The sequence below is a fragment of the Thalassococcus profundi genome (genome assembly GCF_003344785.1).
Lineage (GTDB): Bacteria > Pseudomonadota > Alphaproteobacteria > Rhodobacterales > Rhodobacteraceae > Puniceibacterium > Puniceibacterium profundi.
In genome coordinates this window covers 78,300-104,159 of record NZ_QPMK01000011.1, presented here as the reverse complement: position 1 = coordinate 104,159, position 25,860 = coordinate 78,300, and the positions used below count along the sequence as shown (strand labels likewise).

At 65.8% G+C, this 25,860-nt stretch carries 26 protein-coding genes; 10 read left to right on the top strand and 16 right to left on the bottom strand.

The features are described 5' to 3' along the window. Positions 1-154: 154 nt before the first annotated feature. A complete protein-coding gene (gcvP, locus tag DU478_RS14325; RefSeq protein ID WP_114511650.1) occupies positions 155-3,001 on the top strand; it encodes an aminomethyl-transferring glycine dehydrogenase in 2,847 nt (948 codons plus the stop codon). 126 nt (positions 3,002-3,127) lie between these two features. On the opposite strand, the gene DU478_RS14320 is transcribed toward gcvP, so the two are convergent. The 3 genes from DU478_RS14320 to DU478_RS14310 all read right to left on the bottom strand — a co-directional run bounded on the left by DU478_RS14320 (position 3,128) and on the right by DU478_RS14310 (position 7,269). After that, positions 3,128-3,991, bottom strand: coding sequence for an inositol monophosphatase family protein (locus DU478_RS14320; RefSeq protein WP_114511649.1), 864 nt, complete (start codon positions 3,989-3,991; stop codon positions 3,128-3,130). A gap of 72 nt (positions 3,992-4,063) precedes the next feature. Further along, positions 4,064-6,580, bottom strand: a complete 2,517-nt coding sequence (locus tag DU478_RS14315) for an ABC transporter permease (RefSeq protein WP_114511648.1) — start codon at positions 6,578-6,580, stop codon at positions 4,064-4,066. Further along, positions 6,577-7,269 carry an ABC transporter ATP-binding protein gene (locus DU478_RS14310; RefSeq protein ID WP_114511647.1) on the bottom strand — a complete coding sequence of 231 codons (693 nt, stop codon included), beginning with the start codon at positions 7,267-7,269 and terminating at the stop codon, positions 6,577-6,579. Before DU478_RS14310 ends, DU478_RS14315 begins: the two co-directional genes overlap by 4 nt. Before the next feature lie 16 nt (positions 7,270-7,285). On the opposite strand from DU478_RS14310, the gene DU478_RS14305 reads away from it, so the two are divergent. Then, positions 7,286-7,960, top strand: a complete 675-nt coding sequence (locus DU478_RS14305) for an arylesterase (RefSeq protein ID WP_114511646.1) — start codon at positions 7,286-7,288, stop codon at positions 7,958-7,960. 51 nt (positions 7,961-8,011) lie between these two features. Here DU478_RS14305 and DU478_RS14300 read toward each other — a convergent pair whose 3' ends face one another. Then, a complete protein-coding gene (locus DU478_RS14300) occupies positions 8,012-8,218 on the bottom strand; it encodes a cold-shock protein (RefSeq protein WP_114511645.1) in 207 nt (68 codons plus the stop codon). Positions 8,219-8,507: 289 nt separating this feature from the next. Here DU478_RS14300 and DU478_RS14295 point away from each other — a divergent pair, with 289 nt between their 5' ends. After that, positions 8,508-8,771 (top strand): hypothetical protein, encoded by a 264-nt coding sequence (locus tag DU478_RS14295; protein ID WP_114511644.1) that lies wholly within the window; start codon positions 8,508-8,510, stop codon positions 8,769-8,771. A 43-nt stretch (positions 8,772-8,814) separates the two neighbouring features. Here DU478_RS14295 and DU478_RS14290 read toward each other — a convergent pair whose 3' ends face one another. The 4 genes from DU478_RS14290 to DU478_RS14275 all read right to left on the bottom strand — a co-directional run bounded on the left by DU478_RS14290 (position 8,815) and on the right by DU478_RS14275 (position 11,294). Further along, on the bottom strand, positions 8,815-9,018 hold the full coding sequence (locus tag DU478_RS14290) for a hypothetical protein (RefSeq protein WP_114511643.1): 204 nt from the start codon (positions 9,016-9,018) through the stop codon (positions 8,815-8,817). A 75-nt stretch (positions 9,019-9,093) separates the two neighbouring features. After that, positions 9,094-10,278, bottom strand: a complete 1,185-nt coding sequence (locus DU478_RS14285) for a geranylgeranyl reductase family protein (protein ID WP_114511642.1) — start codon at positions 10,276-10,278, stop codon at positions 9,094-9,096. A 25-nt stretch (positions 10,279-10,303) separates the two neighbouring features. Continuing rightward, positions 10,304-10,864, bottom strand: coding sequence for a L,D-transpeptidase (locus DU478_RS14280; RefSeq protein WP_199488348.1), 561 nt, complete (start codon positions 10,862-10,864; stop codon positions 10,304-10,306). Between the two features lie 223 nt (positions 10,865-11,087). Next, the gene (locus DU478_RS14275; protein WP_114511641.1) at positions 11,088-11,294 is read right to left on the bottom strand and encodes a cold-shock protein; all 207 of its coding nucleotides are present in this window, start codon (positions 11,292-11,294) and stop codon (positions 11,088-11,090) included. Between the two features lie 382 nt (positions 11,295-11,676). On the opposite strand from DU478_RS14275, the gene DU478_RS14270 reads away from it, so the two are divergent. Beyond that, positions 11,677-11,961 (top strand): hypothetical protein, encoded by a 285-nt coding sequence (locus DU478_RS14270; protein WP_114511640.1) that lies wholly within the window; start codon positions 11,677-11,679, stop codon positions 11,959-11,961. Between the two features lie 35 nt (positions 11,962-11,996). After that, a complete protein-coding gene (locus DU478_RS14265) occupies positions 11,997-12,317 on the top strand; it encodes an REP-associated tyrosine transposase (protein WP_407703168.1) in 321 nt (106 codons plus the stop codon). A 41-nt stretch (positions 12,318-12,358) separates the two neighbouring features. Here the strand turns inward: DU478_RS14265 and DU478_RS22695 are convergent, their stop codons facing one another. Then, complete coding sequence (locus tag DU478_RS22695; RefSeq protein WP_147276352.1) at positions 12,359-13,081, bottom strand: hypothetical protein; 723 nt, start codon at positions 13,079-13,081, stop codon at positions 12,359-12,361. A gap of 9 nt (positions 13,082-13,090) precedes the next feature. Next, positions 13,091-14,746, bottom strand: a complete 1,656-nt coding sequence (gene ettA, locus DU478_RS14260) for an energy-dependent translational throttle protein EttA (RefSeq protein ID WP_114511638.1) — start codon at positions 14,744-14,746, stop codon at positions 13,091-13,093. A gap of 253 nt (positions 14,747-14,999) precedes the next feature. Between ettA and DU478_RS14255 the strand changes: the two genes are divergently transcribed. From DU478_RS14255 to dacB, 3 genes are all read left to right on the top strand, one after another. Then, positions 15,000-17,315 carry a methyl-accepting chemotaxis protein gene (locus DU478_RS14255; RefSeq protein WP_158545790.1) on the top strand — a complete coding sequence of 772 codons (2,316 nt, stop codon included), beginning with the start codon at positions 15,000-15,002 and terminating at the stop codon, positions 17,313-17,315. Positions 17,316-17,399: 84 nt separating this feature from the next. Further along, the gene (locus tag DU478_RS14250; protein ID WP_114511636.1) at positions 17,400-18,014 is read left to right on the top strand and encodes a nicotinate-nucleotide adenylyltransferase; all 615 of its coding nucleotides are present in this window, start codon (positions 17,400-17,402) and stop codon (positions 18,012-18,014) included. Between the two features lie 122 nt (positions 18,015-18,136). Beyond that, complete coding sequence (dacB, locus tag DU478_RS14245) at positions 18,137-19,630, top strand: D-alanyl-D-alanine carboxypeptidase/D-alanyl-D-alanine endopeptidase (RefSeq protein WP_114511635.1); 1,494 nt, start codon at positions 18,137-18,139, stop codon at positions 19,628-19,630. A gap of 18 nt (positions 19,631-19,648) precedes the next feature. On the opposite strand, the gene DU478_RS14240 is transcribed toward dacB, so the two are convergent. After that, complete coding sequence (locus DU478_RS14240; RefSeq protein WP_114511691.1) at positions 19,649-20,077, bottom strand: L,D-transpeptidase; 429 nt, start codon at positions 20,075-20,077, stop codon at positions 19,649-19,651. A gap of 153 nt (positions 20,078-20,230) precedes the next feature. Then, positions 20,231-20,632, bottom strand: coding sequence for a tellurite resistance TerB family protein (locus DU478_RS14235; protein WP_114511690.1), 402 nt, complete (start codon positions 20,630-20,632; stop codon positions 20,231-20,233). A 175-nt stretch (positions 20,633-20,807) separates the two neighbouring features. Between DU478_RS14235 and DU478_RS14230 the strand changes: the two genes are divergently transcribed. Together DU478_RS14230 and DU478_RS14225 are read left to right on the top strand one after the other, a co-directional pair. Continuing rightward, entirely contained in the window at positions 20,808-22,385 is a 1,578-nt protein-coding gene (locus DU478_RS14230; RefSeq protein ID WP_114511634.1) for a lysine--tRNA ligase, read from the top strand. Positions 22,386-22,468: 83 nt separating this feature from the next. After that, positions 22,469-22,879, top strand: a complete 411-nt coding sequence (locus DU478_RS14225; protein ID WP_114511633.1) for a DUF4864 domain-containing protein — start codon at positions 22,469-22,471, stop codon at positions 22,877-22,879. Here the strand turns inward: DU478_RS14225 and dtd are convergent. The 4 genes from dtd to DU478_RS14205 all read right to left on the bottom strand — a co-directional run bounded on the left by dtd (position 22,876) and on the right by DU478_RS14205 (position 25,857). Continuing rightward, positions 22,876-23,319: a D-aminoacyl-tRNA deacylase gene (gene dtd, locus DU478_RS14220; protein ID WP_114511632.1), complete on the bottom strand. Its 444-nt coding sequence runs from the start codon at positions 23,317-23,319 to the stop codon at positions 22,876-22,878. The two genes, DU478_RS14225 and dtd, sit on opposite strands and share 4 nt — an antisense overlap. After that, the gene (locus DU478_RS14215; RefSeq protein WP_114511631.1) at positions 23,316-24,218 is read right to left on the bottom strand and encodes a carbohydrate kinase family protein; all 903 of its coding nucleotides are present in this window, start codon (positions 24,216-24,218) and stop codon (positions 23,316-23,318) included. Before DU478_RS14215 ends, dtd begins: the two co-directional genes overlap by 4 nt. A 61-nt stretch (positions 24,219-24,279) precedes the next feature. Then, positions 24,280-25,389, bottom strand: coding sequence for a TFIIB-type zinc finger domain-containing protein (locus tag DU478_RS14210; RefSeq protein WP_114511630.1), 1,110 nt, complete (start codon positions 25,387-25,389; stop codon positions 24,280-24,282). 42 nt (positions 25,390-25,431) lie between these two features. Then, a complete protein-coding gene (locus DU478_RS14205; protein WP_114511629.1) occupies positions 25,432-25,857 on the bottom strand; it encodes a hypothetical protein in 426 nt (141 codons plus the stop codon). Between the last annotated feature and the right edge of the window lie 3 nt (positions 25,858-25,860).

Genomic DNA, 25,860 nt, shown 5'->3' with positions numbered 1-25,860 from the left:
ACCGGGGGGCCAGCCCCCCGGACCGCCGGAACACCGGGGGGCCAGCCCCCCGGGCCCCCCGGAGGTTTATTGGCAAGATGAAGACGGGGGCGGCGCCCCGAGCTGCGGTCGCACACGCTGGCGGCGTGGCCTGTTCCAGATGACGAGGTAAGACATGACCTACGAACCCACCGATTACCTGCCCTACGATTTCGCCAACCGGCGTCATATCGGCCCGTCTCCGTCGGAGATGGCGCAGATGTGCGATGTGCTGGGGGTGGCGGACCTTGGGGCGCTGATCGACGAGACCGTGCCGGAGGCGATCCGGCAGGCGGAGCCGCTCGAGTTCGGCAAGCCGCTGTCCGAGCGGCTGCTCATGCATCATATGCGCGAGACGGCGCAAAAGAACCAGGTGCTGAGTTCGCTCATTGGCATGGGCTATCACGGCACGGTGACGCCGCCGGCGATTCAGCGCAACATTTTCGAGAATCCGGCCTGGTACACCGCCTACACGCCCTATCAGCCCGAGATCAGCCAGGGGCGGCTCGAGGCGCTGCTGAACTACCAGACCATGGTGAGCGACCTCACCGGGCTCGAGATCGCCAATGCGTCGCTTCTCGATGAGGCCACGGCCTGTGCCGAGGCGATGACCATGGCGCAGCGGGTGGCGAAGTCGAAGGCGAAGGCCTTCTTCGTCGACGAGAACTGCCATCCGCAGAACATTTCGGTCATGCGGACCCGCGCGGCGCCGCTGGGGATCGAGGTGATCGTGGGCAGTCCGGAAGATTTGGACGCGTCCAAGGTCTTTGGCGCGATCTTCCAGTATCCCGGCACCTACGGGCATTTGCGCGATTTCACCGACCTGATCGCGGCGTTGCACGAGCACAAGGCCATCGCGGTGATGAGCGCCGATCCGATGGCGCTCTGCCTGCTGAAGGAACCCGGCGCCATGGGCGCGGACATCGCCGTGGGCTCGACCCAGCGCTTCGGTGTGCCGATGGGGTTCGGGGGCCCGCACGCGGCCTACATGGCCACGCGGGATGCCTACAAGCGCGCGATGCCGGGGCGGATCGTCGGCGTCTCTATCGACAGCCACGGCAACCGCGCCTACCGGCTGGCGCTGCAGACCCGCGAGCAGCACATCCGGCGCGAGAAGGCCACCAGCAACGTCTGCACGGCGCAGGCCCTGCTGGCGGTGATGGCGGGCTTCTACGCGGTGTTTCACGGGCCCGAGGGCCTGCGCGCCATCGCGCAGCGCATCCACCGCAAGACCGCGCGGCTGGCGCGCGGCCTTGAGGCGGCGGGCTTCAAGGTGGAGCCCAGGGAATTTTTCGACACGATCACCGTGGACGTGGGGCTCTTGCAGCGCGGGGTGTTGCAGGCCGCCGTGCAGCAGGGCGTGAACCTGCGCCGGGTCGGCAAGACGAAGGTGGGGATCACCGTCGACGAAAGCACCCGGCCCGAGACCATCGAATCGGTCTGGCGGGCCTTTGGCCTCTGGCGCAAGGACGACGACCTGAGCGCCGAGTACCGGCTGCCCGACGCATTGTGCCGCAAGAGCGGCTACCTGGAGCATGACGTCTTTCACATGAACCGGGCCGAGACCGAGATGATGCGCTACATGCGGCGGCTGGCGGATCGCGACCTGGCGCTCGACCGGGCGATGATCCCGCTGGGATCCTGCACGATGAAACTCAACTCCGCCGCCGAGATGATGCCGGTGAGCTGGCGCGAATTCGCACATATGCATCCCTATGCGCCGAAGGACCAGACCAAGGGCTATGCCGAGCTGATCGCCGACCTGTCGAAAAAGCTTTGCGAGATCACCGGCTACGACGCGATCTCCATGCAGCCCAATTCCGGTGCGCAGGGGGAATATGCGGGTCTGCTGACGATCGCCGACTGGCACAAGGCGAAAGGTCAGGGGCACCGCAACGTCTGCCTCATCCCGATGAACGCGCATGGCACCAACCCGGCGAGCGCGCAGATGGTCGGCTGGAAGGTGGTGCCGATCAAGGACGACGCGCGCGGCGACATCGACCTCGAGGATTTCCGCGCCAAGGCCGAAGAGCATGCGGAGAACCTGGCCGGCTGCATGATCACCTATCCCTCGACCCACGGCGTGTTCGAAGAGACGGTGCAGGAGGTCTGCGAGATCGTGCACAGGCACGGCGGGCAGGTCTATATCGACGGGGCCAACATGAACGCCATGGTCGGGCTCTCGCGCCCCGGCGATCTCGGCGGCGACGTGAGCCACCTGAACCTGCACAAGACCTTCTGCATTCCGCATGGCGGCGGCGGGCCGGGCATGGGGCCGATCGGGGTGAAACAGCACCTCGTGCCGCATCTGCCCTCGCACCCGCTTGAACCGGGTGTGGGGTCGGTGTCGGCGGCGCCCTTCGGGTCGCCGTCGCTGCTGCCGATCAGCTGGGCCTATTGCCTGATGATGGGCGGCGAGGGGCTCACGCAGGCAACGCGGGTGGCGATCCTCAACGCCAACTACATCGCGGCGCGGCTGCAGGGCGCCTACGACATCCTTTACAAGGGTAACGCGGGCCGGGTCGCGCATGAATGCATCATCGACACGCGCCCCTTCGAGAAATCGGCGGGCATCACCGTGGAAGACATAGCCAAGCGCCTGATCGACTGCGGGTTCCACGCGCCGACGATGAGCTGGCCGGTGGCGGGCACGCTGATGGTGGAGCCGACGGAAAGCGAAACCAAGGCAGAGCTCGACCGGTTCTGCGACGCGATGCTGGCCATCCGCGCGGAGATTCGCGCCATCGAGGATGGAGAGATGGATCGCGAGAACAACCCTTTGAAGAACGCGCCGCACACGGTCGAGGACCTGGTGAGCGACTGGGACCGGCCCTACAGCCGAGAGCAGGGCTGCTTTCCCCCGGGGGCGTTCCGGGTGGACAAGTACTGGCCGCCGGTCAACCGGGTGGATAACGCCTATGGCGACCGGAACCTCGTGTGCACCTGCCCGCCGATGTCGGACTATGCGGAGGCGGCGGAGTAGACAGTCCGGGGGTTGGGACCGAAATTCTCGAGAATTTCGGTCCGTTTTCCTCGAGGAAAACGGCGCCGCGAGGGGCATGACCTCGGTGCGAAAGAGGCGCGGCGGGGAGACCCGGCGCGCCTGTGTTCATTCGGACAGGAAGCTCCACAGATCCCGCAGCCGGTTCCAGGTGGCGAGGTTCGCCGCCGCCAGCAGGTAGCCGTCGCGCGTGTCGGCGCGGTAGTCCGACCCGTCCAGCATCGCCACGTGGCAGCCCGCGCGCCGGGCGATCAGGGCACCGGCGGCATGGTCCCACGGGGTCAGACCGGCGCTCAGCACGAAATCCACGTGGCCCTGCGCCAGCATCCGGAATTCATGGCAGGCACAGCGCAGCGACATGGCGCGGCTGAACTTCGGGAAGGTGGCGGCCATCGCAACGCGCTTGGCCTCGGGCAGGTGATAGAGACCGGCGAAGCCCGCGAGGTCCGCGACCTCGCCGCCCGCCGAGGCGCTCAGGGTGCGGGGTGCGCGGCGGGGCTGAAGCATCTGCGCCGGACCGACCTCGTCGGCCACGACCGCGTCGTCCATCACCGGATCGTAGAGCAGGCCGAAGACCGGCACGCCGAAGCGGGTGACAGACAGGATCACCCCGAATTGTGTCAGACCGTTGGCGTAGTTCCAGGTGCCGTCGACCGGGTCGATGGTGAAGGCCATCTCGGCCTCGGCGATCTTGGCGATGATATCGGCATTTTGGGACGCGTCCTCTTCGCCCACGATCAGCGCGTTGGGAAACATCTGCACCAGACCGCGGGCGATCATCGCTTCGGCGCGGCGGTCGGCTTCGGTCACCAGGTCCTGCGGGCCGGTCTTCTGCGCGATGTCGTCCGCCGAAAGCGCCCGGAAACGCGGCATGATCTCGGCGCGGGCGGCGCGGCGCACGAGGTTCAGCACGCGAGTACGCTGTGCGGGCGTGAGCGGGGCAGAGATGGGCATGGGCAGGCTGTCGGTCATCGCGAACGCTCCGGGTTGTGCGGGTTGCGCAGGGTTTGCCACTGGATCCGCCGGGGCGCAACAGCCGCGGGCCTATTCGCGGGCCCGCAGTACCTGCGCGGGCCGTGCCGAGATCGGGCGCCAGGCGAAGGCAAGGCCCGCCAGCAGGGTGGCCAGCACGCCGCCGACGATGATGCCGAAGGCGGAGGACCAGACCACCGCATAGGTCGTGTCCATGATGAAGGCGCTGACCGCCCAGCCGCCCAGAATGCCCGCCGCTAGTGCCACGACACCGGCCGCCGCGCCCAGCAGCGCCGCGCGCAGGGCGAAACTGCGCAGGATGCGGGCGCGGCTGGCGCCGAGGGTCTTGAGAACCGCTGCCTCGAAGGTGCGCGACTGTTCGCCCGCCGCAGCGGCGCCGATCAGCACCAGAAAGCCGGTGAGCAGCGTCGCCGCCGCGCCCCAGCGCACCGCGCCCGCGATCCCTTCGAGCAGTTCCGACACCCGGTCGATGGCATCGGCCACGCGGATCGCGGTGATGTTGGGAAACTCCTGCGCGAGATCCCGCAGGATCTGCGCCTCGGCCTCTGGCTCGGCATAGACGGTCGAGATGAAGGTATGCGGCGCGCCCTGCAGGGCGCCGGGGTTCATCGTCATGACGAAGCCGATCCCGGCGGTCGAGAAATCCACCTCGCGGAAGCTGGTGATCGTCGCGGTGATGTCGCGGCCCAGGATGTTGACGGTGATCTCGTCACCGAGCTTCAGCCCGATCTCGTCCGCCTCTTCCTGGGCAAAGCTGATCTGCGGCGGGCCGTCGTAGTCCTCGGGCCAGAATTCACCGGCGGTGATGGTGGTGTTCTCGCCCGGGGTGGCGGCATAGGTGATGCCCCGGTCGCCGCGAATGACCCAATGCTCGCCCGCGACCTCGGTGGCCGAGACGCCGTTGATCTGGGTGATCACCCCGCGCAGCATCGGCGCGCTGTCGATGCGGCTGACCGCCGGATCGTTCTCCAGCCGGTCCAGGTAGCCCGGCATCTGGTCGCGCTGGATGTCGACGAAGAAATAGGACGGCGCCACCTCCGGCAGGTCGCGGCTGATGGCGTTGCGCAGGTTGCCGTCGATCTGGCCCACCGCGGCCAGCACCGCAAGGCCCAGCCCAAGCGACAGCACCACCGACGACGCGCCTTCCCGCGGACCGCCGATGGCGCCGAGCGCCCAGCGCAGGATCGGCCGGCCCCGGGCCGCGGGTGTGGCGCGGCGGGCGAGCCAGCGAATGCCGAGCGCGGCGAGGCTCAGGATCACCAGCGACCCCAGGATGCCGCCCGCGGTCCAGCTGGTGAGCCACGGATCGCCGGAGAAGACCATCGCCGTGCCGATCAGTAGCACCGCCAGAACCGCGGTGCCCAGCAGGTAGCGCGGAGCGGGCAGGGCGCGGGCGCCCTCCATGGCATCGCGGAAGAGCGTCGCGGCGCGCACGTCCTCGGTGCGGGCAAGCGGCCAGAGGGTGAAGAGCAGCGCCGTCAGGACGCCGTAGATCGCCGCCTCGACCAGCGGTCCGGGATGCAGCGCGAAGATCGCCGGGATCGGCAGCGACGCGGTGATCATCGGCGCGAAAAGCAACGGGATCGCCGCGCCGAGGATCAGGCCCAGCGCGATGCCCAGTAAGCTCAATACGCCGATCTGGATGAAATAGGTCTGGAAAATCGTCGCGCGGCTGGCGCCGAGTGTCCGCAGCGTCGCGATGACCGAGGTCTTGCGCGTCAGGTACGACCGCACCGCCGCCGAGACGCCGATGCCGCCCACCGCAAGGCCAGAGAGACCCACCAGCACCAGGAACGCGCCCAGCCGTTCGACGAACCGGGCCACCCCGGGCGCGCCGTTGCGCGCGTCGCGCCAGCGCAGGCCGGTGTCGCGGAAGCGGTCCTCGGCCTCGTCCTCGAGCGTGTCGAGGTCGGTGCCGGGCGGGAGGGTCATGCGGTATTCGGTCTCGAACAGGCTGCCGGGTTCCAGAAGGCCGGTGCCCTGCAGGGCCTCGGTGCGCACCATCGTGCGCGGGCCAAGGTCGAAGCCGCCGCCGGCGTTGTCCGGCTCCACTGTCAGCAGCGCCGAAAGGGTGAAATCCTTGCTGCCGAGGCGGAAGCTGTCGCCGGGGGCGAGACCCAGCCGGTTGGCGAGAATCGGCGCCATCACCGCGCCGTCGCCCGCCAGAGCCTCGGCCAGCGGCATCGAGGGCTCCAGCGTAACGCTGCCGGTGAGCGGGTAGGCGTCGTCCACGGATTTCACCTGCGTCAGTGCGCGTTCGGCGGCGCCTTCGGGATCGACCACGACCATGGAGCGGAAATCGGTGACCTCGGACACGGCGGTCGAGACGCTTTCGAGCCAGGCGCGCTCGTCCTCGTCGGCAAAACGATAGGTGAATTCCGCCTGCGCATCGCCGCCCAGCAGCACCGCGCCCTGGTCCGCGAGCCCCGCCTGGATGGCGGAACGGACCGACCCGACACCGGCGATGGCGGCAACGCCGAGCGCGAGACAGGCAAGAAAGATGCGGAAGCCGCGCAGGCCGCCGCGCAATTCGCGGCGGGCGAACCGGGCCGAGACGGACAGGCTCATTCTGCGGCCCGCAACTGCTGATCGGCGATGCGGCCATCGGTGAGGCGGATCATCCGGTCGCATTTCTGCGCCAGGCTGTTGGCATGGGTGACAAGCACCAGAGTCGCCCCGTGCCGGTCGCGCAGCCCGAAGAGCAGGTCGATGATCGCCTGCCCGTTCTCGCCGTCGAGGTTGCCGGTGGGTTCATCCGCCAACAGCAGCTTGGGCCGGGGTGCCGCGGCGCGGGCCAGTGCGACCCGCTGCTGTTCGCCGCCGGACATCTGCGCCGGATAGTGCCCCGCGCGATGCGCGAGACCCACGGCCTCGAGCTCGGCTTCGGCGCGGTCGAAGGCGTCGGCATGGCCCGCAAGTTCAAGCGGGGTGGCCACGTTTTCCAGCGCGGTCATGGTCGGGATCAGGTGGAAGGACTGGAACACCACGCCCATGTTGTCGCGGCGGAACCGCGCCAGCCCGTCCTCGTTCAGCGCCGTGAGGTCCTGGCCCAGCGACAGCACCGACCCGGACGTGGCGCGCTCCAGCCCGCCCATGATCATCAGCAGCGACGATTTGCCCGACCCCGAGGGGCCCACGAGGCTCAGAGTTTCGCCCTGCGCGACGTCCAGCGTGATGTCATGCAGGATTTCCACCATCCCGGCATTGCCCCTGAGGCGCAAAGTCACATCTTTTAGGGCAAGTACGGTATCTGACATGGAAAGGGCCTGTTCGATGAGGAGTTTGGTGTCATATGGGGCCGCCGGGTGGCGGAGCAAGGCTTTGGCCGTGGCTTTGGCCGCGCTTCCCGCTGTCGCGGCAGAGGCCGAGACCCTGGAGATCGTGGCCCTGGGCGACAGCCTCACCGCCGGATACGGCCTGCCGCAGGGCGAGGGCTTCGTGCCGCAGCTTCAAAACTGGCTGACGGAACGCGGCCATGACGTGACCGTGGTCAATGCGGGCGTGTCCGGCGACACCACGGCGGGCGGATTGTCACGGGTCGACTGGGCGCTGAGCGACGACACGGATGCGATGATCGTCACGCTGGGCGGCAACGACCTTTTGCGCGGGATCGACCCGTCGAATGCCCGCGAGAACCTCGATGGTATCCTGCAGGCCGGGCAGGCGCGCGACCTCGAGATCCTGCTCGTGGGCATGACCGCGCCGGGGAATTACGGGCCGGAGTACAAGGCGAGCTTTGACGCGATCTACCCGGAGTTGGCGGAGCAATACGGCACGCTCTATGAGGCGGAGTTTTTCGGGGCGCTGACCGAAGACGGCGACGGCCCCGATGCGGCGCGCAGCTACATGCAGGCCGACGGGATCCATCCCAATGCCGAAGGGGTCGCCCGGATCGTGGCGGCGCTGGGACCGCGGGTCGAGGAACTGATCGCCGAAGCGGCAGAGTAGGAATGCAAACGGGCGCCGCAGGGGCGCCCGTCAAGATCCTGTCGCGCGGGCTCAGGCCAGCGCGATGTTCACCGCCGCTTCGCGGCCATCGCGGCCCGGCTCGATGTCGAAGGTGACCTTCTGATTGTCCGCAAGGCCGGTCAGGCCCGACCGCTCGACCGCGGAGATATGCACGAACACGTCCTTGCTGCCGCCATCGGGCGCGATAAAGCCGTATCCTTTGGTGGTGTTGAACCATTTGACGGTGCCAGTTGCCATCGTCTTGCTCCTCATCTTCAACTGCCCGCGGGATTGCGGCAGGTCGGCTCGGTCAGTGACAGATCGAATAGCTGAGCCGTGAAGGAGCAGTGGGTCGATAGTGGTAACGTCGCAGCATTTTTTATGTGGCCTGACCCGAGTCGTTGCAAGCGAAAGTTGTTTGAGCCTTGTTTTGCGCGGTTTTCTGTCCGTCCTCCGCGAATTTTGCGGGCAGCGCGGCATTGTTGTCGCAGAGACCTTGCTTCGCCAAGGACCCGTGCCATGTTCAGCGAAAAGAAGGAATTTCGGTATGGCACAAACAGGAAAAACCACGTCGGGACAACCGGATCAGGCGACACTTGAGGCCCGCTACGCCGCAGCATCGGCGCGGATTCGCAAGCTACAGAGGGTCGAAGAGGGGCAGGCCGGCGCGCTGATGTTCGCCGCCATGGCCTATGGCGACACGCTGAACGGAAGTTCCGGTCTGCGGACGCTGTCGCATCTGGCAAAGCTTCTGTGCATCGCGGCCCTGTTCATCGTCCCGAACCTGCTGGTGATCCACGTCATGCTGTGACGCCCTGTGCGGACATGGCGGGCGGGTCGTGGGTGGCTGCCGATCAGACCGCTTTTACGGCCGCCGCATCAGCGCTCTCGTCCTCTCGGCGGATCGCACCGAACAGGACCATCGCCAGGCCCATGGCAAGGCTTGTGAAAAGGTAAAAGGCCAGCGCCGTCAAGGCGGAGAGGTCCCAGATCATCCAGCCGGCAGCTGCACCGAAGAAACCAAGCACACTGCCCATCATCAAGCCGACCAATGCCATGACTGTCTCCTCAGCTTGCCGCCACTCTGGGGCCCAAATCCTTACAACTCATTAAGACGCGGAATTCGGGCATCTCTATGGCGCGCGCGAGGCGCTGTTCTGACCGCCGCCGAAAACCGACCGCATCCCGCGCCAGGCATAGCGGGGCAGGCGGGCGACGACCTGCCGTGTCAGCGCGTCGTATTCGCACTCTCCGGCCAGCATCCGCATGTAATCCCGGCGCAGGTTCGAAGACCGGCGGAACCCGTTGATGAAGCCCTGGCGAAAGGCGGGCATGAAGACCAGGGGCCGGATCAGCCGCGCTTGGGCGATGGAGCGGTGAATGGGGCGCAGGGCGTGGCGATATCGGGGCAGAACGCTGTCCGGGTCGCCGGCCTCGAGCGCGACCATGGCGGCCTGCGCGGCGTACTGGCCGCTTTTCATCGCAAAGGCGATGCCTTCACCGGTGATCGGATCGACCAGCCCGGCGGCATCCCCCACCAGCACCGTGCGCCCGCGTCCCGGAACCTTTCGCGGATCGCCGAAGGGCAGGAAGTGGCCCTTGACGGGCCGGTCGTCGGGCAGGCCAAGAACTTGGAGATAGCGGCGCAGGGCGGATTTCATGTCGGCGTTGCGGCTGAGCACCCCGCCCAGACCGACAGTGCGGCCGCAGGTTTTCGGAAAATCCCAGCCGTATCCCCACTCGGCGGCGCCGAAATCGATGCGCACGCCGGTTGCGGCGGGATCGTCCGACGGGTGTTCGACCTCGAGCGCAAAGCCGATGCGCTGTTTGTCGAAAGGCTGCCCGAAGATCGCCCGCGCGGTGGGGCTGTTGACCCCGTCGGCGGCGATCAGCACGCGTCCTGACAGGCTACGGTCGGCGAGCGTCACCTGCGCGGCATCCGGGTCAATCGCCAGCACACGGACGCCGGTCAGGTCGGCGGCGCCCGCGTCGAGCGCGGCCTGCATCAGCGCCTGGTCCAGCGTCCGGCGCATGGTCATGTGGATCGGCGGCACCTCGTCGAAGGTGCCGAGCGTCTGGCCAAAGGCGCAAAAGGTGACGGAAGTGCGGGTAAGGTGCGGCGCCGACGGTGCCTCCGCGCCGAAAATCTCGCGGAAATAGCGCATGGATCGGCCAGTGAAGCCGCCCCCGCAAAGCTTGTCGCGCGGGAACACGTGCCTGTCGATCAGCGCGACGCTGAGGCCCGCCCGCGCCGCGGTCACGGCGGCGGCGCTGCCGCCGGGCCCGGCGCCCAGCACCAGAACATCGAACCGGGTCATCCCCGGCCTGCCCGGCGGGCCCGGATCATAGGACGGTGACTTTGGTCCCGACCGGCACGCGTTGATACAGGTCCATGACGTGTTCGTTGATCATGCGGACACAGCCGTTCGACACCGACCGCCCGATCGACCGCGGTTCGGTGGTGCCGTGGATCGCGTTGAAGGTGTAGCGATTGTTGCGGTAGAGATAGAGCGCGCGTGCGCCCAGCGGGTTGCCCGGACCGCCCGGCTGCACGTAGTCGTTGCCCTTGAAGCGGCCATAGGCCTGCGGATCGCGTTCGATCATCGCATCGGTGGGCCGCCATGTCGGCCATTCCTTGCGGCTTCCGACCTCGTAGGTGCCCGAGATCTCCTGTCCGGCCTTGCCGAGACCGACGCCGTAGCGCATCGCCTGACCGGGCGCGTCGATGAAATACAGCATGTGGGCCTTGGGCACGATCAGGATCTGACCGGGGGCGTAGGCCGCGGCAAAGCGGACGCGTTGCGGGGTGAATTTCTTGTCGACCTGGAACCCCTGCGCGAGCGCCGGCAGGGGAAATGCCGATGCAGCGGCGGCGGAGGTCAGGAATGTGCGGCGAGAGATCATGGCAGTGCTCTTTATCCGGAATTTTTGAATGCAGGCATCTTGCCCATCACTTGTGCGAATTCAATGCGCGCCGGGACGGGTTGGTTTCAAGGTGTGGCAGGATTCGCGCGGTTTTCGCACATGCGCCGCTCACGTCGCCGTGAGACCCGGGCTGCGCGGCGGGCCGAAAACGCAAACGGCCGCCCCGGGGGGGGACGGCCGCAGAATGTCCTGTGCGCGAGGCTCAGGCGAGGGCGAGGTTGACCGCGCTCTCGCGGCCGTCGCGGCCGGCTTCGATGTCGAAGGTGACTTTCTGGTCGTCACGCAGGCCGGTGAGGCCCGAACGCTCGACAGCGGAGATGTGGACGAAGACGTCCTTGGAGCCGCCGTCGGGCTGGATGAAGCCGAAGCCTTTGGTGGCGTTGAACCATTTCACGGTGCCAGTGGCCATGTGAAGTTTCCTTTAGTTTTCAATGCTGTCCGCAGTATGCGACAGCCCGGCAAGATATCGTTCGTATCGAAGAACTGCGCGCCGGTGAAGGAAAACAGAAGGTCGAGTAGAAGATCGTCAGCGCTCGTCGTATGACAGGTCCGGAGTGATCACGCAAGGGATTTCGCAAGCCCAAGCGACGACCCGCGTTCGACGAACCGGGAACCTCTGCACGCAGAAGCGCGCCGCGCAGTCCGTGACGGACGGGCGAGGCCGGGAATATTTTCGCGCCCCTCTAGGCGACGGCAGGGGCCGTTCGTATCTTCGCCTCGACGGCGCGCGACTCGGATCACTTTGCCCGTGGGCGGACAAGGGAGATCGCGGCGCCGGTCTTGGAGACATCATGTATCTTCTGGAAGGCGTGGCCGCGGTTCTGCTGTCGGTCTGCATCTATGCCTGGGCCTATGGCAAGCACCACGGCCCCAATGCGCCGGGCTGGGCCAAGGGTCAGCTTTTCGCCTCTCTGGTCAGCCTGTTCCTGGTGGCGTTCTTCCCGCTCGGCACGGGTTTCGTGGCGCTGGGCCTGACCGAGCCGATGACGCCCGCGGGATGGGCGGGTCTGGTGGCGCTGGTGGTGATGCCCTTCGTGATCTGGAAGACGGTACCGCGGCTGGCGGGCCTGTCGTAACGGTCGATTAACCAGGACGCGGCCAGACTGCGGGGATGTCGTGTTATCGCCGTCCCCGCCGCTCTGCGGCTTGTGTGTTCTTTACAGTCTGCCTCGCCCGTCCCGGCGCGCGGCTTCTGGTCGACGAGATCGACATTTTGCGCGAGGCCGTGGCGGTGACGCGCCGGCGGAGGCCGTTCGCCATCGACGCCTGGGTGGTTCTGCCCGATCACATGCACGCGCTCTGGACCTTGCCTGAAGACGACGCGAACTATTCCGATCGCTGGGGCGCGATCAAGGCGCGGTTCTCGAAATTCGTGCGGCGGGTCCGACCGTCCGTGGTTATGGCTAGCTTCTGGCGGGGCCCGCGGGATTAGGCCACCCTGCAAATAAATCTAAGCTGACTTCAGTCGTGTCGCTAAAGAGAGTTAAAAGATGAATAAGTTATCCGTATGAATAGCTCAAAGCTAGGAATGACTAGTAGGGCATACCCAATTAGAGCGAGCAAGACTGCGAGTATCAATGAAATTCGCCGTTCCCTCCCCTCTCTGAAATATGTTTCTTCCAATATTCCTGTAAGCAGGGGTTCATAACGCCTTACTGCTTCGTTCCAGTCAGCTTTTTTGCCACTCTCATAGGCTTCTCTAATACTTTTTCCCGGTTTGGCGCCTGTGCACAGTTCCATAAAGTTTTCAAAGTCACGGTCGTAATATTTTCCGCCACTGGTAAAAGGATCAAACTCAGAGTGTCTGATCTTGTAGTGGGCCTCGGAAAAAAATCTGGGAGAGGCAAAACTAAGAATTTTCTTCTTATATGTTTCGAATGTATCACCTAGTTTTATTACCTGGGGTCGGCGAACCCGATAGAATATTTCACCAATTCCTAGGAAAATGAAACCAAAATAAACAAAGCGTAGTCGAGCGCTCGCAGTGAGTGTACTCGCATAGATTTCGTTCGATGTGACATTCTCAAATGTCAAATATTGAGATATGCCATCATTAAAAATAATTAGATATCCGACGAGCGGGATCCCTGCTGCAACTCTCGCCAAGGTACCTCGAAAAAGGAACGAGTAACCCTCCCAGTGAAAGTTGTATTCGAAAATATGCCATTTAATTTTTATGGTTTCCCATGATTTCAAAAGCATATCCTACCGCGTGAACTTCTTGTGCTTCATCCGCTTGGGTTCCGCCGCATCCGGCCCGAGCCGCAGCTTCTTGTCTTCCTCGTAATCCTCGAAGTTGCCTTCGAACCATTCCACGTGGGCGTCGCCTTCGAAGGCGAGGATATGCGTGCAGATCCGGTCGAGGAAGAAGCGGTCGTGGCTGATGACCACGGCGCAACCGGCGAAATCGACCAGCGCATCCTCGAGCGCGCGCAGCGTCTCGACGTCGAGATCGTTGGTCGGTTCGTCGAGCAGCAGCACGTTGCCGCCCTCTTTCAAGAGCCGCGCCATGTGCACGCGGTTGCGTTCGCCGCCCGACAGCAGGCTGACCTTCTTCTGCTGCGTCGTGCCCTTGAAGTTGAAGGCGCCGCAATAGGCGCGGGAGTTGACCTCGGCATCGCCGAGCTGGATCACCTCGGCCCCGCCGGTGATCGCTTCCCAGATGTTGTCATCCGGGTTGAGGTCGTCGCGCGACTGGTCGACATAGGACAGCTGCACCGTGTCGCCCAGGGTGATCGTGCCCTCGTCAGGTTTTTCCTGGCCGGTGATCATCTTGAACAACGTGGACTTGCCCGCGCCGTTGGGGCCGATCACGCCGACGATGCCCCCCGGCGGGATCGAGAACGACAGGTTCTCGATCAGAAGCTTGTCGCCCATGTGCTTTTTCAGTCCCTCGACCTCGATCACCTTGGACCCGAGCCGTTCGCCGTTGGGAATGACGATCTGCGCCTTGCCGACGCGCTCGCGCTCGGACACTTCGGCCAGCTTTTCGTAGGACGAGATCCGCGCCTTGGACTTGGCCTGCCGCGCCTTGGCGCCCTGCCGGATCCAGGCAAGTTCGCGCTCCAGCGTTTTCTGCTTGGCCTTGTCCTCGCGGGCTTCCTGCTCCAGCCGCTTGGCCTTCTGGTCGAGCCAGGAGGAGTAGTTGCCCTCGTAGGGAATGCCGCGTCCGCGGTCGATTTCCAGGATCCAGCCGGTGATGCTGTCGAGGAAATAGCGGTCGTGGGTGACGATCAGGATCGTGCCCTTGTAGTCGATCAGATGCTGCTGCAGCCAGGCGATGGTCTCCGCGTCGAGGTGGTTCGTCGGTTCGTCGAGCAGCAGCATTTCGGGTGCATCCAGCAGCAGCTGGCACAGCGCCACGCGGCGCTTTTCGCCGCCCGAGAGGGTGGTCACGTCGGCATCGTCCGGCGGGCAGCGCAGCGCCTCGAGCGCCACGTCGACCTGGCTGTCGAGATCCCAGAGGTTCTCGCTGTCGATCTCGTCCTGCAGCTGCGCCATCTCGTCGGCGGTCTCGTCCGAGTAGTTCATCGCCAGCTCGTTGAACCGCTCGAGCTTGGCCTGTTTCGCGGCGACGCCCAGCATGACGTTCTCGCGCACCGTCAGCTTTGAATCCAGTTCGGGTTCCTGCGGCAGATATCCGACACGCGCGCCCTCGGCGACCCAGGCCTCGCCCGAGAAATCCTTGTCCTGTCCGGCCATGATCCGCATCAGGGTGGATTTACCCGAGCCGTTGACGCCGACGACGCCGATCTTCACGCCGGGCAGGAAGTTCAGCCGGATGTTTTCAAAGCATTTCTTGCCGCCCGGATAGGTCTTGGAGACGCCGTCCATGTGATAGACGTATTGATAGGCTGCCATCTGAAAGCTCCGTCGATAGGGGGATTCCCCGCAGGGATTTGCGGCTATCTAGGCGATTTGTCGAGCCGGTGCCAGTGGGGCCGATGCGGATTAGGGGGATGGTAAGGTGTTCGTCGCTACTGTCGGCCGAACCGATCCCGGTCATGCGCGTGGTGCCCTGTGTATGTTTGCCATCAGTTATCCCCTTGCAAACGGTCTCAGGAACCGCCGCCGCCTGTTCGGACGCACGAGCTTCCGGCGCAAGCTGCCGCTTATGATCGCGGTGCCCTTCGTGCTGCTGGCGGCGATCATCTGTTACATCGACTACCGGCTGAAACTCGAAGAGGCGCATGCCGCGCGGTTCGTGTTGCTGGAGGCGATGATGGACGAACGCGAAGCGGCGCTCGATGCCTGGTATCGCGAGATCGAAAGCGACATCCGGACGGTGGCCTCCTACGGCCGGCCCGACCGGGTCATCGCGGAGTTTCAGAGCGCCTGGCGCGCGCTGGGCGCGGCGCCGGGCGAAACGCTGCGCCGGCTCTACATCACCGACAACCCGAATGCCGTCGGGGAGAAGGACTTGCTGGACGATGCCGGCGACGGCTCCTTGTTCAGCCGCCTGCACGCCACCTATCACCCCGGCATGCGCACCATGCAGAGGGAACTTGGGTACTACGATGTCTTTCTGTTCAACACCGAAGGCGACCTGGTCTATTCGGTGTTCAAGGAGCTGGATTTCGCGACCAATTTCCGGGACGGCCCCTATGCCGACAGCGGCCTCGGAGAGGCATTTCGCGGGGCCAGCGGTGCCGCAGACGGCGAGTTGGTGTTGACCTCTTTCGCGGCCTATGACCCCAGCGCCGGGGCTGCCGCAAGTTTCGCTGCAATGCCGGTCTTCGACCGGTCCGGCACCCGCGTCGGGGTCGTCGCGATGCAGATTCCGATCGACCGCGTGGCCCGGATCCTGTCGCAAAGCGCCTTGTTGGGACAGACCGGCCTGGTCTACCTCGTCGGTCCGGACGGGCGGGCGCGCAGCGCATCTCCGTTCGAAGGCGGGCATGACGTGCTCGACCCGCTCCCCGACCTGCCGCAGATCGCGGCCGCACAAGCGGATGACCACAGTCTCCTGACCGATGTGCCCGGCCTCACCGGACAGCCGGTCGAGGCGCAGGGGCGCCGGTTCGACTTTGCCGGGCAGTCCTGGGCGATGGTACGCGAACAGGACATGCAGGAGGCCCGGGCGGAGGACACGGCGATGTGGCGCCTTTTCCTGCTCCAGGTCGCGGCAGCTGCGCTGGTCGCGGCGGCGGTCGGCCTTACGCTGGCAAGATCCCTGAGCCGCCGCATCGGCGAATTATCGACCAGCGTCGAAGACGTGGCGCGCGGACATCTAGAGGCCGAGGTGAATCAGCTGCGCACCGGCGACGAAATCGGAGACATCGCCCGCACGCTTCTGCTCTTTCGGAAAAAGCTCCTGGCCGCGGACGAAGCCAAGGCCGCGCGAGAGGTGATGCTGGCGGAGCAGCGCGAGGTGGTGACGGAGCTTCAGGCCGCGCTCGAGAAGCTGGCGTCGGGCAACCTGGATTGCCGCATCGATCGGGAATTGAGCAACGATTACGAGGGGCTGCGCCAGCATTTCAATGCGACGGTAAATGAACTGGCCGCGATCATCGCACAGGTCAGCGCCACCTCGGCCGAGATCGAGAGCGACACCGAGCGGCTCAACGATTCGTCAAACAAGCTGGCGGTGCGCACCGAAAACCAGGCGGCCACGCTCGAGCAAAGCACCGCGGCGTTGCAGCAGGTCACCACGACCCTTCAGAGCTCTGCGACCGATGTGCGCGAGGTCGTGCGGGTGATCGAAAAGATGCGCGCAGGCACGGACAGCAGCACGGCCCTCAAGGATCATGCGGTAGAGGCCATGGCCCGGATCGAGGAGTCCTCCAAGAAGATTTCCCAGATCATCGGCGTGATCGAGGACATCGCCTTTCAGACCAATCTCCTGGCGCTCAACGCGGGCGTCGAAGCGGCCCGCGCCGGTGAGGTCGGGCGCGGGTTCGCCGTTGTCGCCTCTGAAGTCCGCGCTCTGGCGCAACGCTCGCACGACAGCGCCGGGGAAATCCGCGACCTGATTTCCGAAAGCGCCCGGAGCGTCCAGGACGGGGTCGACCTCGTGTCGGACCTGGGTCAGGGCATTGACGGGATTTCGGGCATGACCCGCGACATGGCGGGACGCGTGCAGCGGATCGCGGAAAGCACCGAAGACCAGTCCCGGTCGCTGAGCGACGTGAGCACGGGCGTGATCGAACTGGACGGGATGACGCAGAAGAATGCCGGCATGGTCATGGATTTCACCGAAGCGGGTAAAGCGCTGAACGGCAAGGCGCTCGAACTGCGCCGCATGGTCGCGCATTTCAAGGGCGCGGCCCTCTTGAATCCGGAGACCATGGCGCCGATCCCTGCCGAAATCTCGGTCCAGCCGCCTGCGGCCGGCCCTCGCACCTGGGAAAAGGCCAGTACCGAAACGTCGCCGCCAGCTTCTCTGCCGCCGCTCGCGGTCGCCAATGGCGGTCCCTGGCAGGACTTCTGATTGCCGGTCGGTCGTGGAAAGCCGTTGAAATCCCTCGGTGCCCGGTGTTTCTGAATGGTCAGACACCGTGGAGACGATGGACCGATGGCGCAGCGCAGAAGAACGAGCGGGCTTTCGCTGCGGGCGGGCATGACCGTGGGGCTGCTGGGCGGATCTTTCGACCCGCCGCATGGCGGACATGTCCACATCACCCGCGAGGCTCTGAAACGCTTCGGGCTGGACCGCATCGTCTGGCTGGTGAGCCCCGGCAATCCGCTCAAGGAACAAGGCCCTGCGCCTTTGGGTCGCCGGATCGCAGCGGCCCGGGCGATCATGGATCATCCGCGCGTGATTGTCAGCGACGCCGAGGCCCGGCTGGGCACGCGCTACACCGCCCAGACGCTGGAGGCGCTGACCCGGCTGCATCCCGGTGTCCGTTTCGTCTGGCTGATGGGGGCGGACAACCTCACCCAGTTTCACCGCTGGGAGCATTGGCGCGCGATCCTCGATACCGTGCCCGTCGGGGTCATCGCCCGGCCCGGGGAACGCACCGGCGCGCGGCGCAGCCGGACCGCGCGGATGTATCGCTCGGCCCGCATCGCCGGTCGCGCCGCACGTCTTCTGCCGCGGGCCGATGCTCCGGCGTGGTGTTTCATCAACGTGCCGATGGCGGACATCTCGTCGAGCGCGATCCGGGCGCGCGGCGACTGGGCCCAGTGACCGGGCGCAGTGACAGGGAAACCGGACAGCGATCACGGTCACGCAGAGTTGCGCTCCGGAAAGCACTATGGGTCCGGTGCGGGTGCTTGTCTGTCCTGCGGCGCTCGGGTTAACTCCGTACCATGACACATGCGTTTTCCCGGCGGTCGTTCCTGGCCGCACTCGCTGCCGGAACGGCAGGCCCGGCTCTGGCCAAGGCGCCGCTCACATCCCTGCATCCTGTGGCCCGTGGCGAGGACCTGCGGTTGCGCACGCTGCGCACCCCGGACGAAATCATCGCCGCCGCGCGGCTCGATGGCCGGATCGGGTTCGCGGTCGCGGATGTGTCGACGGGCAAGCTGCTCGAAGCCCACGACCCGGATATCGGCATGCCCCCGGCCAGCGTCGCCAAGGCCCTGACAGCCTCCTACGCGCTCGAAACGCTGGGACCGGGGCATCATTTCGTCACGCGGCTGGTGGCGACCGGGGGCATCGTCGACGGGGCGGTACAGGGGGACCTGGTGCTGGTGGGCGGCGGCGATCCGACGCTCGACACCGACAGGCTCGCGACCCTCGCGCAGCAGTTGAAGGACGCGGGCATCCGCGAGGTGCGCGGCCGGTTCGCGGTCTGGGGCGGATCGCTGCCGTTCACGCCGGTCATCGACGACGAACAGCCCGACCAGGTGGGCTACAACCCGGCGGTGTCGGGCATCGCGCTGAATTACAACCGGGTGCATTTCGAATGGCGCCGCCAGGGATCGGATTACGCCATCAGCATGGACGCGCGGTCCGAGGCCTACCGGCCCGAGGTGGTCATGGCGCGGATGGTCGTGGTCGACCGCAACGGTCCGCTCTACACCTATCGCGATGCCGGCCAGCGCGACGACTGGACGGTGGCGAAATGGGCGCTGGGCAAGGGCGGGGCGCGCTGGCTGCCGGTGCGCAAGCCAGAGCTTTACGCGGGCCAGGTGTTCCAGACCTTCGCGGGCGCGCAGGGCATCCGGCTCAAGGCGCCGGTGGTGCTGGACGCGGCACCGGAAGACGCGACCGAGGTCGCGCAGCTGCAAAGTCCGCCGCTGCGGATCATCCTGCGCGACATGCTGAAGTGGTCGACGAACCTCACCGCCGAGATGGTCGGGCTCGCCGCCAGCCGCGAACGGCTGGGCGAGGTCGCGTCGCTCAAGGCCTCTGCCGAAGAGATGAACGGCTGGGCCAAGCAGGCGCTGGGTCTGCGCAGCGTCGCGTTCGAGGATCATTCGGGGCTCGGCGACGACAGCCGCATATCCGCGGCCGACATGATGCGGGCGATGCTGGCGGTGCGGGAGCGGCTGGGATTGAAGCCGCTGCTCAAGAGCTTTCCCATGCGCGATGACCAGCGGCGCATCGTGGCGGACCATCCGCTGGCGGTGCATGCCAAGACCGGGACGCTCAACTTCGTCAGTGGCCTTTCGGGCTTCGTCGACCTGCCGGACGGGACCGAACTGGCCTTTGCCATCTTTGCCGCGAACACGGCGGAACGGGACAAGCTGAGCCGGGAGGAACGTGAACGCCCGCCCGGCGCGTCCGAATGGAACGGTCGGGCCAAGCGGTTGCAAGAGGCGCTGATCGAACGCTGGGGCGTGCTCTACGCCGCCTGACCGGCACCCGCGCGCCGATTAGTTGTGGATCACGACGCGCAGGTTCTTCATCCCCACCTGCTGCGTCAGCGAAAACAGCCGTGCCGCATGTTCCGGGTGCAGCCGCACGCAGCCGGCCGAGGCCGGACGGCCCAGGCGGCTGATCTGATCGGTGCCGTGGATCGCGTAATTGCCGCGAAAGAAGATCGCGAAGGGCATCGGCGCGTTGTCATAAAGGCTGGACCTGTGATGCCGCGACAGGAATTGCGGCGTATAGGTGCCACGCGGCGTGACCTTGCCGCGGCGGGCGGTCGACACCGGCCAGCGATAGGCGACCTTGCCGTCCTGGATCACGGTCATGGTCTGGCTGGAGACGTCGACCTGTGCCACCAGCGGCGCGGCGGCACCGAGGATCGGCAAAAGGCAGAGAAGGGCGGCGCAAAGAAGGGTATACGTGCGGCGGGTCATGAAAAAAGCTCCGGAAAAATGGGCGGTCTGAAAAGTCACGGGTGAAATGAACCCGTTGGTATCAGAGTACCCAATTCTCGCGGCAAAACCAGTCCGGTATTCCCGACCCGGCGCACGCTCGCTCCACCCGTGCGGGCGTCCTTGCCGGTTGCGTCAGCCGCGCATGTGCCGGGCGCGGGCGCCGCGTTCTATGGCGGCGGCATGCAGCCGGTCGAGGTCGAGTTCGTAGCGGATTTCCTCGAGCAGCCGCAGTTCGGCCTCGCCCAGCTTGCCGTCGGCGGCGGCCACGTCGCAGGAGAGCGCATAGGCGGTTTCGTTCAGCCGCTCGGGCAGGTTGTTGCGAATGAGACCAAAGAGCGCATCCAGCCCGTCTTCCTGTTCGAAGAGGTCGAAGACCAGCTGCGCCATGACGTTCATCCGGTCGACATCGTATTCGGCGAAGATCGGGAGGTTGTTCACGGCGGACTGGATCTTCACCAGCTCCGCCGTGCGGATGTCCTCGTCCGAGGCCGAAACCGCGATCATCAGCGCGACCAGGCAGTCCTGCGCGCTCATCGGATGGGCGGCGGTGTCGTTCGTGTCGCTGCGTGTGATGGTGTCTTGCACGGAAAGGCCTTTCTGAAGGGGCGGCGGTGTTGCGGCGCAGAATATTGACGCTTCGCCCCGCCCGCAATAGGGAGTGACGCGTGAGACCCGGGGCCGGCATGGCCCCGCTTGAAGGAGTATCCCCATGTCCGGACTGCGTGACGCTGCGATGACCTCGAAGGCCTGGCCTTTCGAAGAGGCGCGCCGGGTGCTCAAACGCTACGAGAAAGCGCCGCCCGAGAAGGGGTATGTCCTGTTCGAGACCGGCTATGGCCCCAGCGGCCTGCCGCATATCGGCACCTTCGGCGAGGTCGCGCGGACGACGATGATCCGCCGCGCCTTCGAGCTGATTTCGGACATCCCGACCCGGCTGATCTGCTTTTCCGACGACGTGGACGGCATGCGCAAGGTGCCCGACAACGTGCCGAACCCGCGCGCGCTGGACGAACACCTGCAAAAGCCGCTGACCTCGGTGCCGGACCCGTTCGGGACGCATGAAAGCTTCGGCCATCACAACAACGCCATGCTCCGGCGGTTCCTCGACACCTTCGGGTTCGAGTACGAGTTCATCTCGGCCACCGAATTCTACGCCAGCGGACAATTCGACGAGATCCTGCTGCGCTGCGCTGAACGGTACGACGACCTCATGGCGATCATGCTGAAATCGCTGCGGGACGAGCGGCAGCAGACCTATTCGATCTTCCTGCCGATCCATCCCGAGACCGGCCGGGTGCTTTACGTGCCGATGAAGCATGTGGACGCCGCCAAGGGCGAGATCACCTTTGACGACGCGGACGGGCGCGAATGGACGCTGCCGGTCACCGGCGGCAAGGTGAAATTGCAGTGGAAACCGGATTTCGGGGCCCGCTGGGCCGCGCTTGGCGTCGATTTCGAGATGTACGGCAAGGATCACAGCACCAACACGCCGATCTACGATGGCATCTGCCGGACGCTGGGCGTGAAGCCGCCCGAGCACTTCACTTACGAGCTCTTCCTGGACGACCAGGGTCAGAAGATCAGCAAGTCCAAAGGCAACGGTCTGTCGATCGACGAATGGCTGACCTACGCCAGCACCGAGTCGCTGTCGTATTTCATGTATCTCAAGCCCAAGACCGCCAAGCGGCTGTGGTGGGATGTGATCCCCAAGGCGGTGGACGAATATCACCAGCAGCTGCGCGCCTTTCCGGGGCAGGATGCGGCGGGGCAGATCAACAACCCGGTCTGGCACATCCACGGCGGCGACGTGCCGGAAAGCCGGATGGTCGTGCCCTTCGCGATGCTTCTGAATCTCGCGTCGGTCTCGGGCGCCGAGGACAAGGAGACGCTCTGGGGCTTCATCCTGCGCTACGCGCCCGATGCTTCGCCCGAGAAGAACCCCGACCTCGACCAGGCGGCGGGCTTTGCGATCCGCTACTACGAGGATTTCGTGAAGCCGAAAAAGGTCTTCCGCGCGCCGGACGAAAAGGAAGAGGCGGCGTTGCGCGATCTTGCGGCGCGGCTTCAGGCCTACGACGGCCCGGTCGAGGACGAGGCGCTGCAGACGCTGGTCTTTGCCGTCGGCAAGGACCACGGGTTCGAACCGCTGCGCGACTGGTTCAAGGCGCTTTACGAGGTGCTGCTGGGCGCCTCCCAGGGCCCGCGGTTCGGCGGGTTCATCGCGCTTTATGGCGTCGAGGAGACCATCGCGCTGATCGAAAAAGGGTTGGCCGGAGAGCTGGCCTGAAACTCGGGCCGGGCGGTCTGCGTGATTGACGAAAGGGAAAGGGGACATACCCTCTTTCCCACCGTCGCCGAGGAGACGCCCCAGTGAGACAGTTTTTCTACGTCCTGATCGCGGTCATCGGCCTGGCGCAGGCCGCACCTGCCCAGACCGGTCCCGAGGCCGAGATCGAAAACACCATCCAGAGCCAGCTCGATGCCTTTCTGGCGGACGATTTCGTCGCCGCATTCGACTATGCCGCGCCCAATATCCAGGGCATGTTCCGCACCCCTCAAAATTTCGAGATGATGGTGAAACGCGGATACCCGATGGTCTGGCGCCCGGATGACGTGACCTTTGGCGACCTGCGGGCCGACGGCGCCGAGATGGCGCAGCGCGTGATCATCCGCGATCAGAAAGGGGAAACCCATGTGCTGGAATACCGGCTGGTGGACCAAGGCGGGATGTGGCGCATTTCCGGCGTGCAGATCCTGCCGCAGCCGGGGGTGTCGGCCTAAGACGCGGTATCGAGCCAGATCGTCACAGGCCCGTCGTTGACCAGCGCCACGGCCATGTCCGCGCCGAAACGCCCGGTTGCGACGGCGATGCCCTCGGCCTGGAGCCTGCCGGCGACGTATTCGTAAAGACGCTTGCCGTCGTCCGGGCTGGCCGCCGGAGAGAACCCGGGGCGGTTGCCGCGTGACGTGTCGGCGGCGAGCGTGAACTGGCTCACCACCAGCGCTGCGCCGCCCGCGTCGCGCAGGTTGAGGTTCATCTTGCCCGCCTCGTCCTTGAAGATGCGCAGCTTGACGATTTTCTGCACCAGCTTGTCGGCCTCGGCCTCGGTGTCGCCCTGCATCGCGCAGACAAGGATCAGCAGGCCCGGCCCGATCTCGCCGATCACGGCTCCCTCGACGGTGACGCTGGCCTGGGTCACGCGCTGCAGCAGCGCCCTCACAGCTCGCTCTCCCAGGGCGGGTTCGCTCCGGCGCGGCTGACCGTGATGGCCGCCGCCTGCGCGCCCAATGCCACCGCCGGGCGCAGCGCGTCGAGGCTGGCAGAGCGCAGCGCATCGCGGGTGAGCAGGCCGGCCTTGTGCAAGCCAGCCAGAAGACCGGCGTTGAACGTGTCGCCTGCGCCCACCGTGTCGATCACCACCGCCTTTTGCGCCGCAACGCGCATTTCCGCGCCATTGATATGGGCATCGACACCCTCGGCCCCACGGGTCACGAGCACCAGTGCGGTGCCGCCGTCGATCAGCTCGCCGGGGGTCGTGCCCAGCCAGTCCATGTCCTCGTCCGACACCTTGACGATGTCTGCCATCGCCAGCATGTCCGACAGCCGGGCGCGGTAGCGCGGCTCGTGGGTGATGAAGCCGGGGCGGATGTTCGGGTCGATCATCACCACCCGGCTGCCGGCTTCGCGCGCACAAAAGGCGGCATAGGTGTCTGCGGCCGGTTCCGACACCAGGCTGATGCCGCCGAAGAAGAGCGCGGAAACGTCGTCGTCCAGCACCGGCAGATCGCCTTCGGACAGCATCCGGCCCGCAGTGTTCTCATCGTAGAAGGCGTATTTCGCGTGGCCGTCCACCAGCGTGACGAAGGCCAGCGTCGTGGGCCGTTCGGACCGCGGCGCCAGGCTGTAATCGACGTGCGAGGCGTCGAGCGTGGCGCAGAGTTGCAGGCCGAAAAGATCGGTGGAGAGGCCGCCGAAATAGCCCGCGGGCGCCCCCAGCCGTCCCAGCGCCATGGCGGTGTTGAACACCGCGCCGCCCGACAGCGGCGCAAAGGCCGGTGCGCCGTCGGCGGTTTCGCGCGGCAACATGTCGATCAACGCTTCTCCGCAGCACAGGATCATCGCGGTCTCCTCCCAGATGTTTGCGCTAACTAGCCGCGCTTGGCCTGCAAGGGCAAGCCGGTCATTGGTTCATCGCCACCACGTAGCCGATCCCGCCTGCCACGATCAGGCCCAGCAGCACGGCAAAGGCGATCTTCCAGGCGGACCACGGCCGTTCGCCCTGTACCCGCCCGCTCTGGCCATTGACGACGAAGCGGTAGGTGGTGCCGCGATACTTGTAGGCGGCCAGCCAGACCGGCAGCAGGATGTGCTTGAAGGTCACGTCCTTGACGTCGGTATCGACCGAATGCACCCGCTGCCGGTCGCCGCCGATATCGAATTTCACGTCGCGTTCGATCTGCCGGTCCATGATCTGCCGCGCCTCGGTGAAACCGTCCTGAAGCTGCACCGTGTAGCCTTCGGCCCGGAAACCGGCGATGAATTCGGGGCGGTAGGGTTCGAGCGCGGTCAGGTCCCAGGGTGGCAAGGCATCGGTATAGCGTTTGGGCAGGCTGGTCGAGGCCAGCACCAGCACGTCGTCGAAGAACCGCGCGACGCGGCCGCTTGCCGGGCGCCAGCGCACCTTTTGCACGGTGACAGTCGTGGGTTTGCCGTCGCGCATGACCGTGCGCGTTTCGTGATAGACCGTGCCGCGTTCGCCGATGTAGCGCGACTTGGTGTCGGCATCGAAGGTCCAGTAGGGCACGTAGATGCCCTGCATCCGCCGTCCCTTGCGGGCATAATCCTTGAGCCCGTTCGGCGCGAACCACAGGCTGCCCAGCCAGCCGGTCATGGCGGCGCGCGCCGCTTCCTCGTCGAGGCGGAAAGGCAGCAGGCCGCGCGGCTTGATATGGCGGTGGGTGCCGGTGTCGGTGACCACGGGCGTCGCGCAGAACGGGCATTCGGCGGCATGGGTGTCGGCGTCGAACTCCACCTGCGCGGCGCAGTTGGGACAGGTGGACACGCGCGTTTCCTCGATCTCCTGCGCGGGCAGAAGGTTGTCGAGCGCGGTGCGGAAATCCAGCTCCTTGATGCCGCCCGCCCAGGGACCGGCCTCGCGGACCTCTTCGGTGTTGCCGCAGTGGTCGCACTTGAGCTCTCCGGTGCCGGGATCGAAGCGCAGGTCGGCGCCGCACTGGCCGCAGCCAAAGCGGTGTTCCTGGATCGGGGCAGGGGGCGGGGTATCGGTCATGCGGTCAGGCTCCGGTCGGCGGGTTTGCGCAGGATGGCAAGGTCAGAGGACCTTGTGAAGCGCCCGCGGCGTGATGATCCGCAGCGCCCCGTCGCCCAACGCGGTGTGGCGCCAGAGGTGGAATATCGCGTGCAGGGAGGAGGCCGAGAGCAGGATCATCAGCGCCAGCGAAATGTCGGGGCCGGGCAGCGGGGCGCCCAGCTGGTACGCGGCGGCGACCAGTGCCACATAGACCATCAGCGCGTACATACCGCGGTGCATCCAGGGGTGTGCGGTGCGGGCTATGCCGTCGAGCTTTGGGCCGGGCCGCGTCATCAGCCCTTGGCTCACGGCGATCGCGGTCATGGCGAGCGCGGTCAGAACTAAGGCCCAGACCAGCGCCGCGCTGCCGGTGCCGCCCGCTACCAGCAGGATCAGCAGGACGAAATTCGTCCAGTGCAGCAGGATCGTCGCGCGGCGTCGGGTCATCGG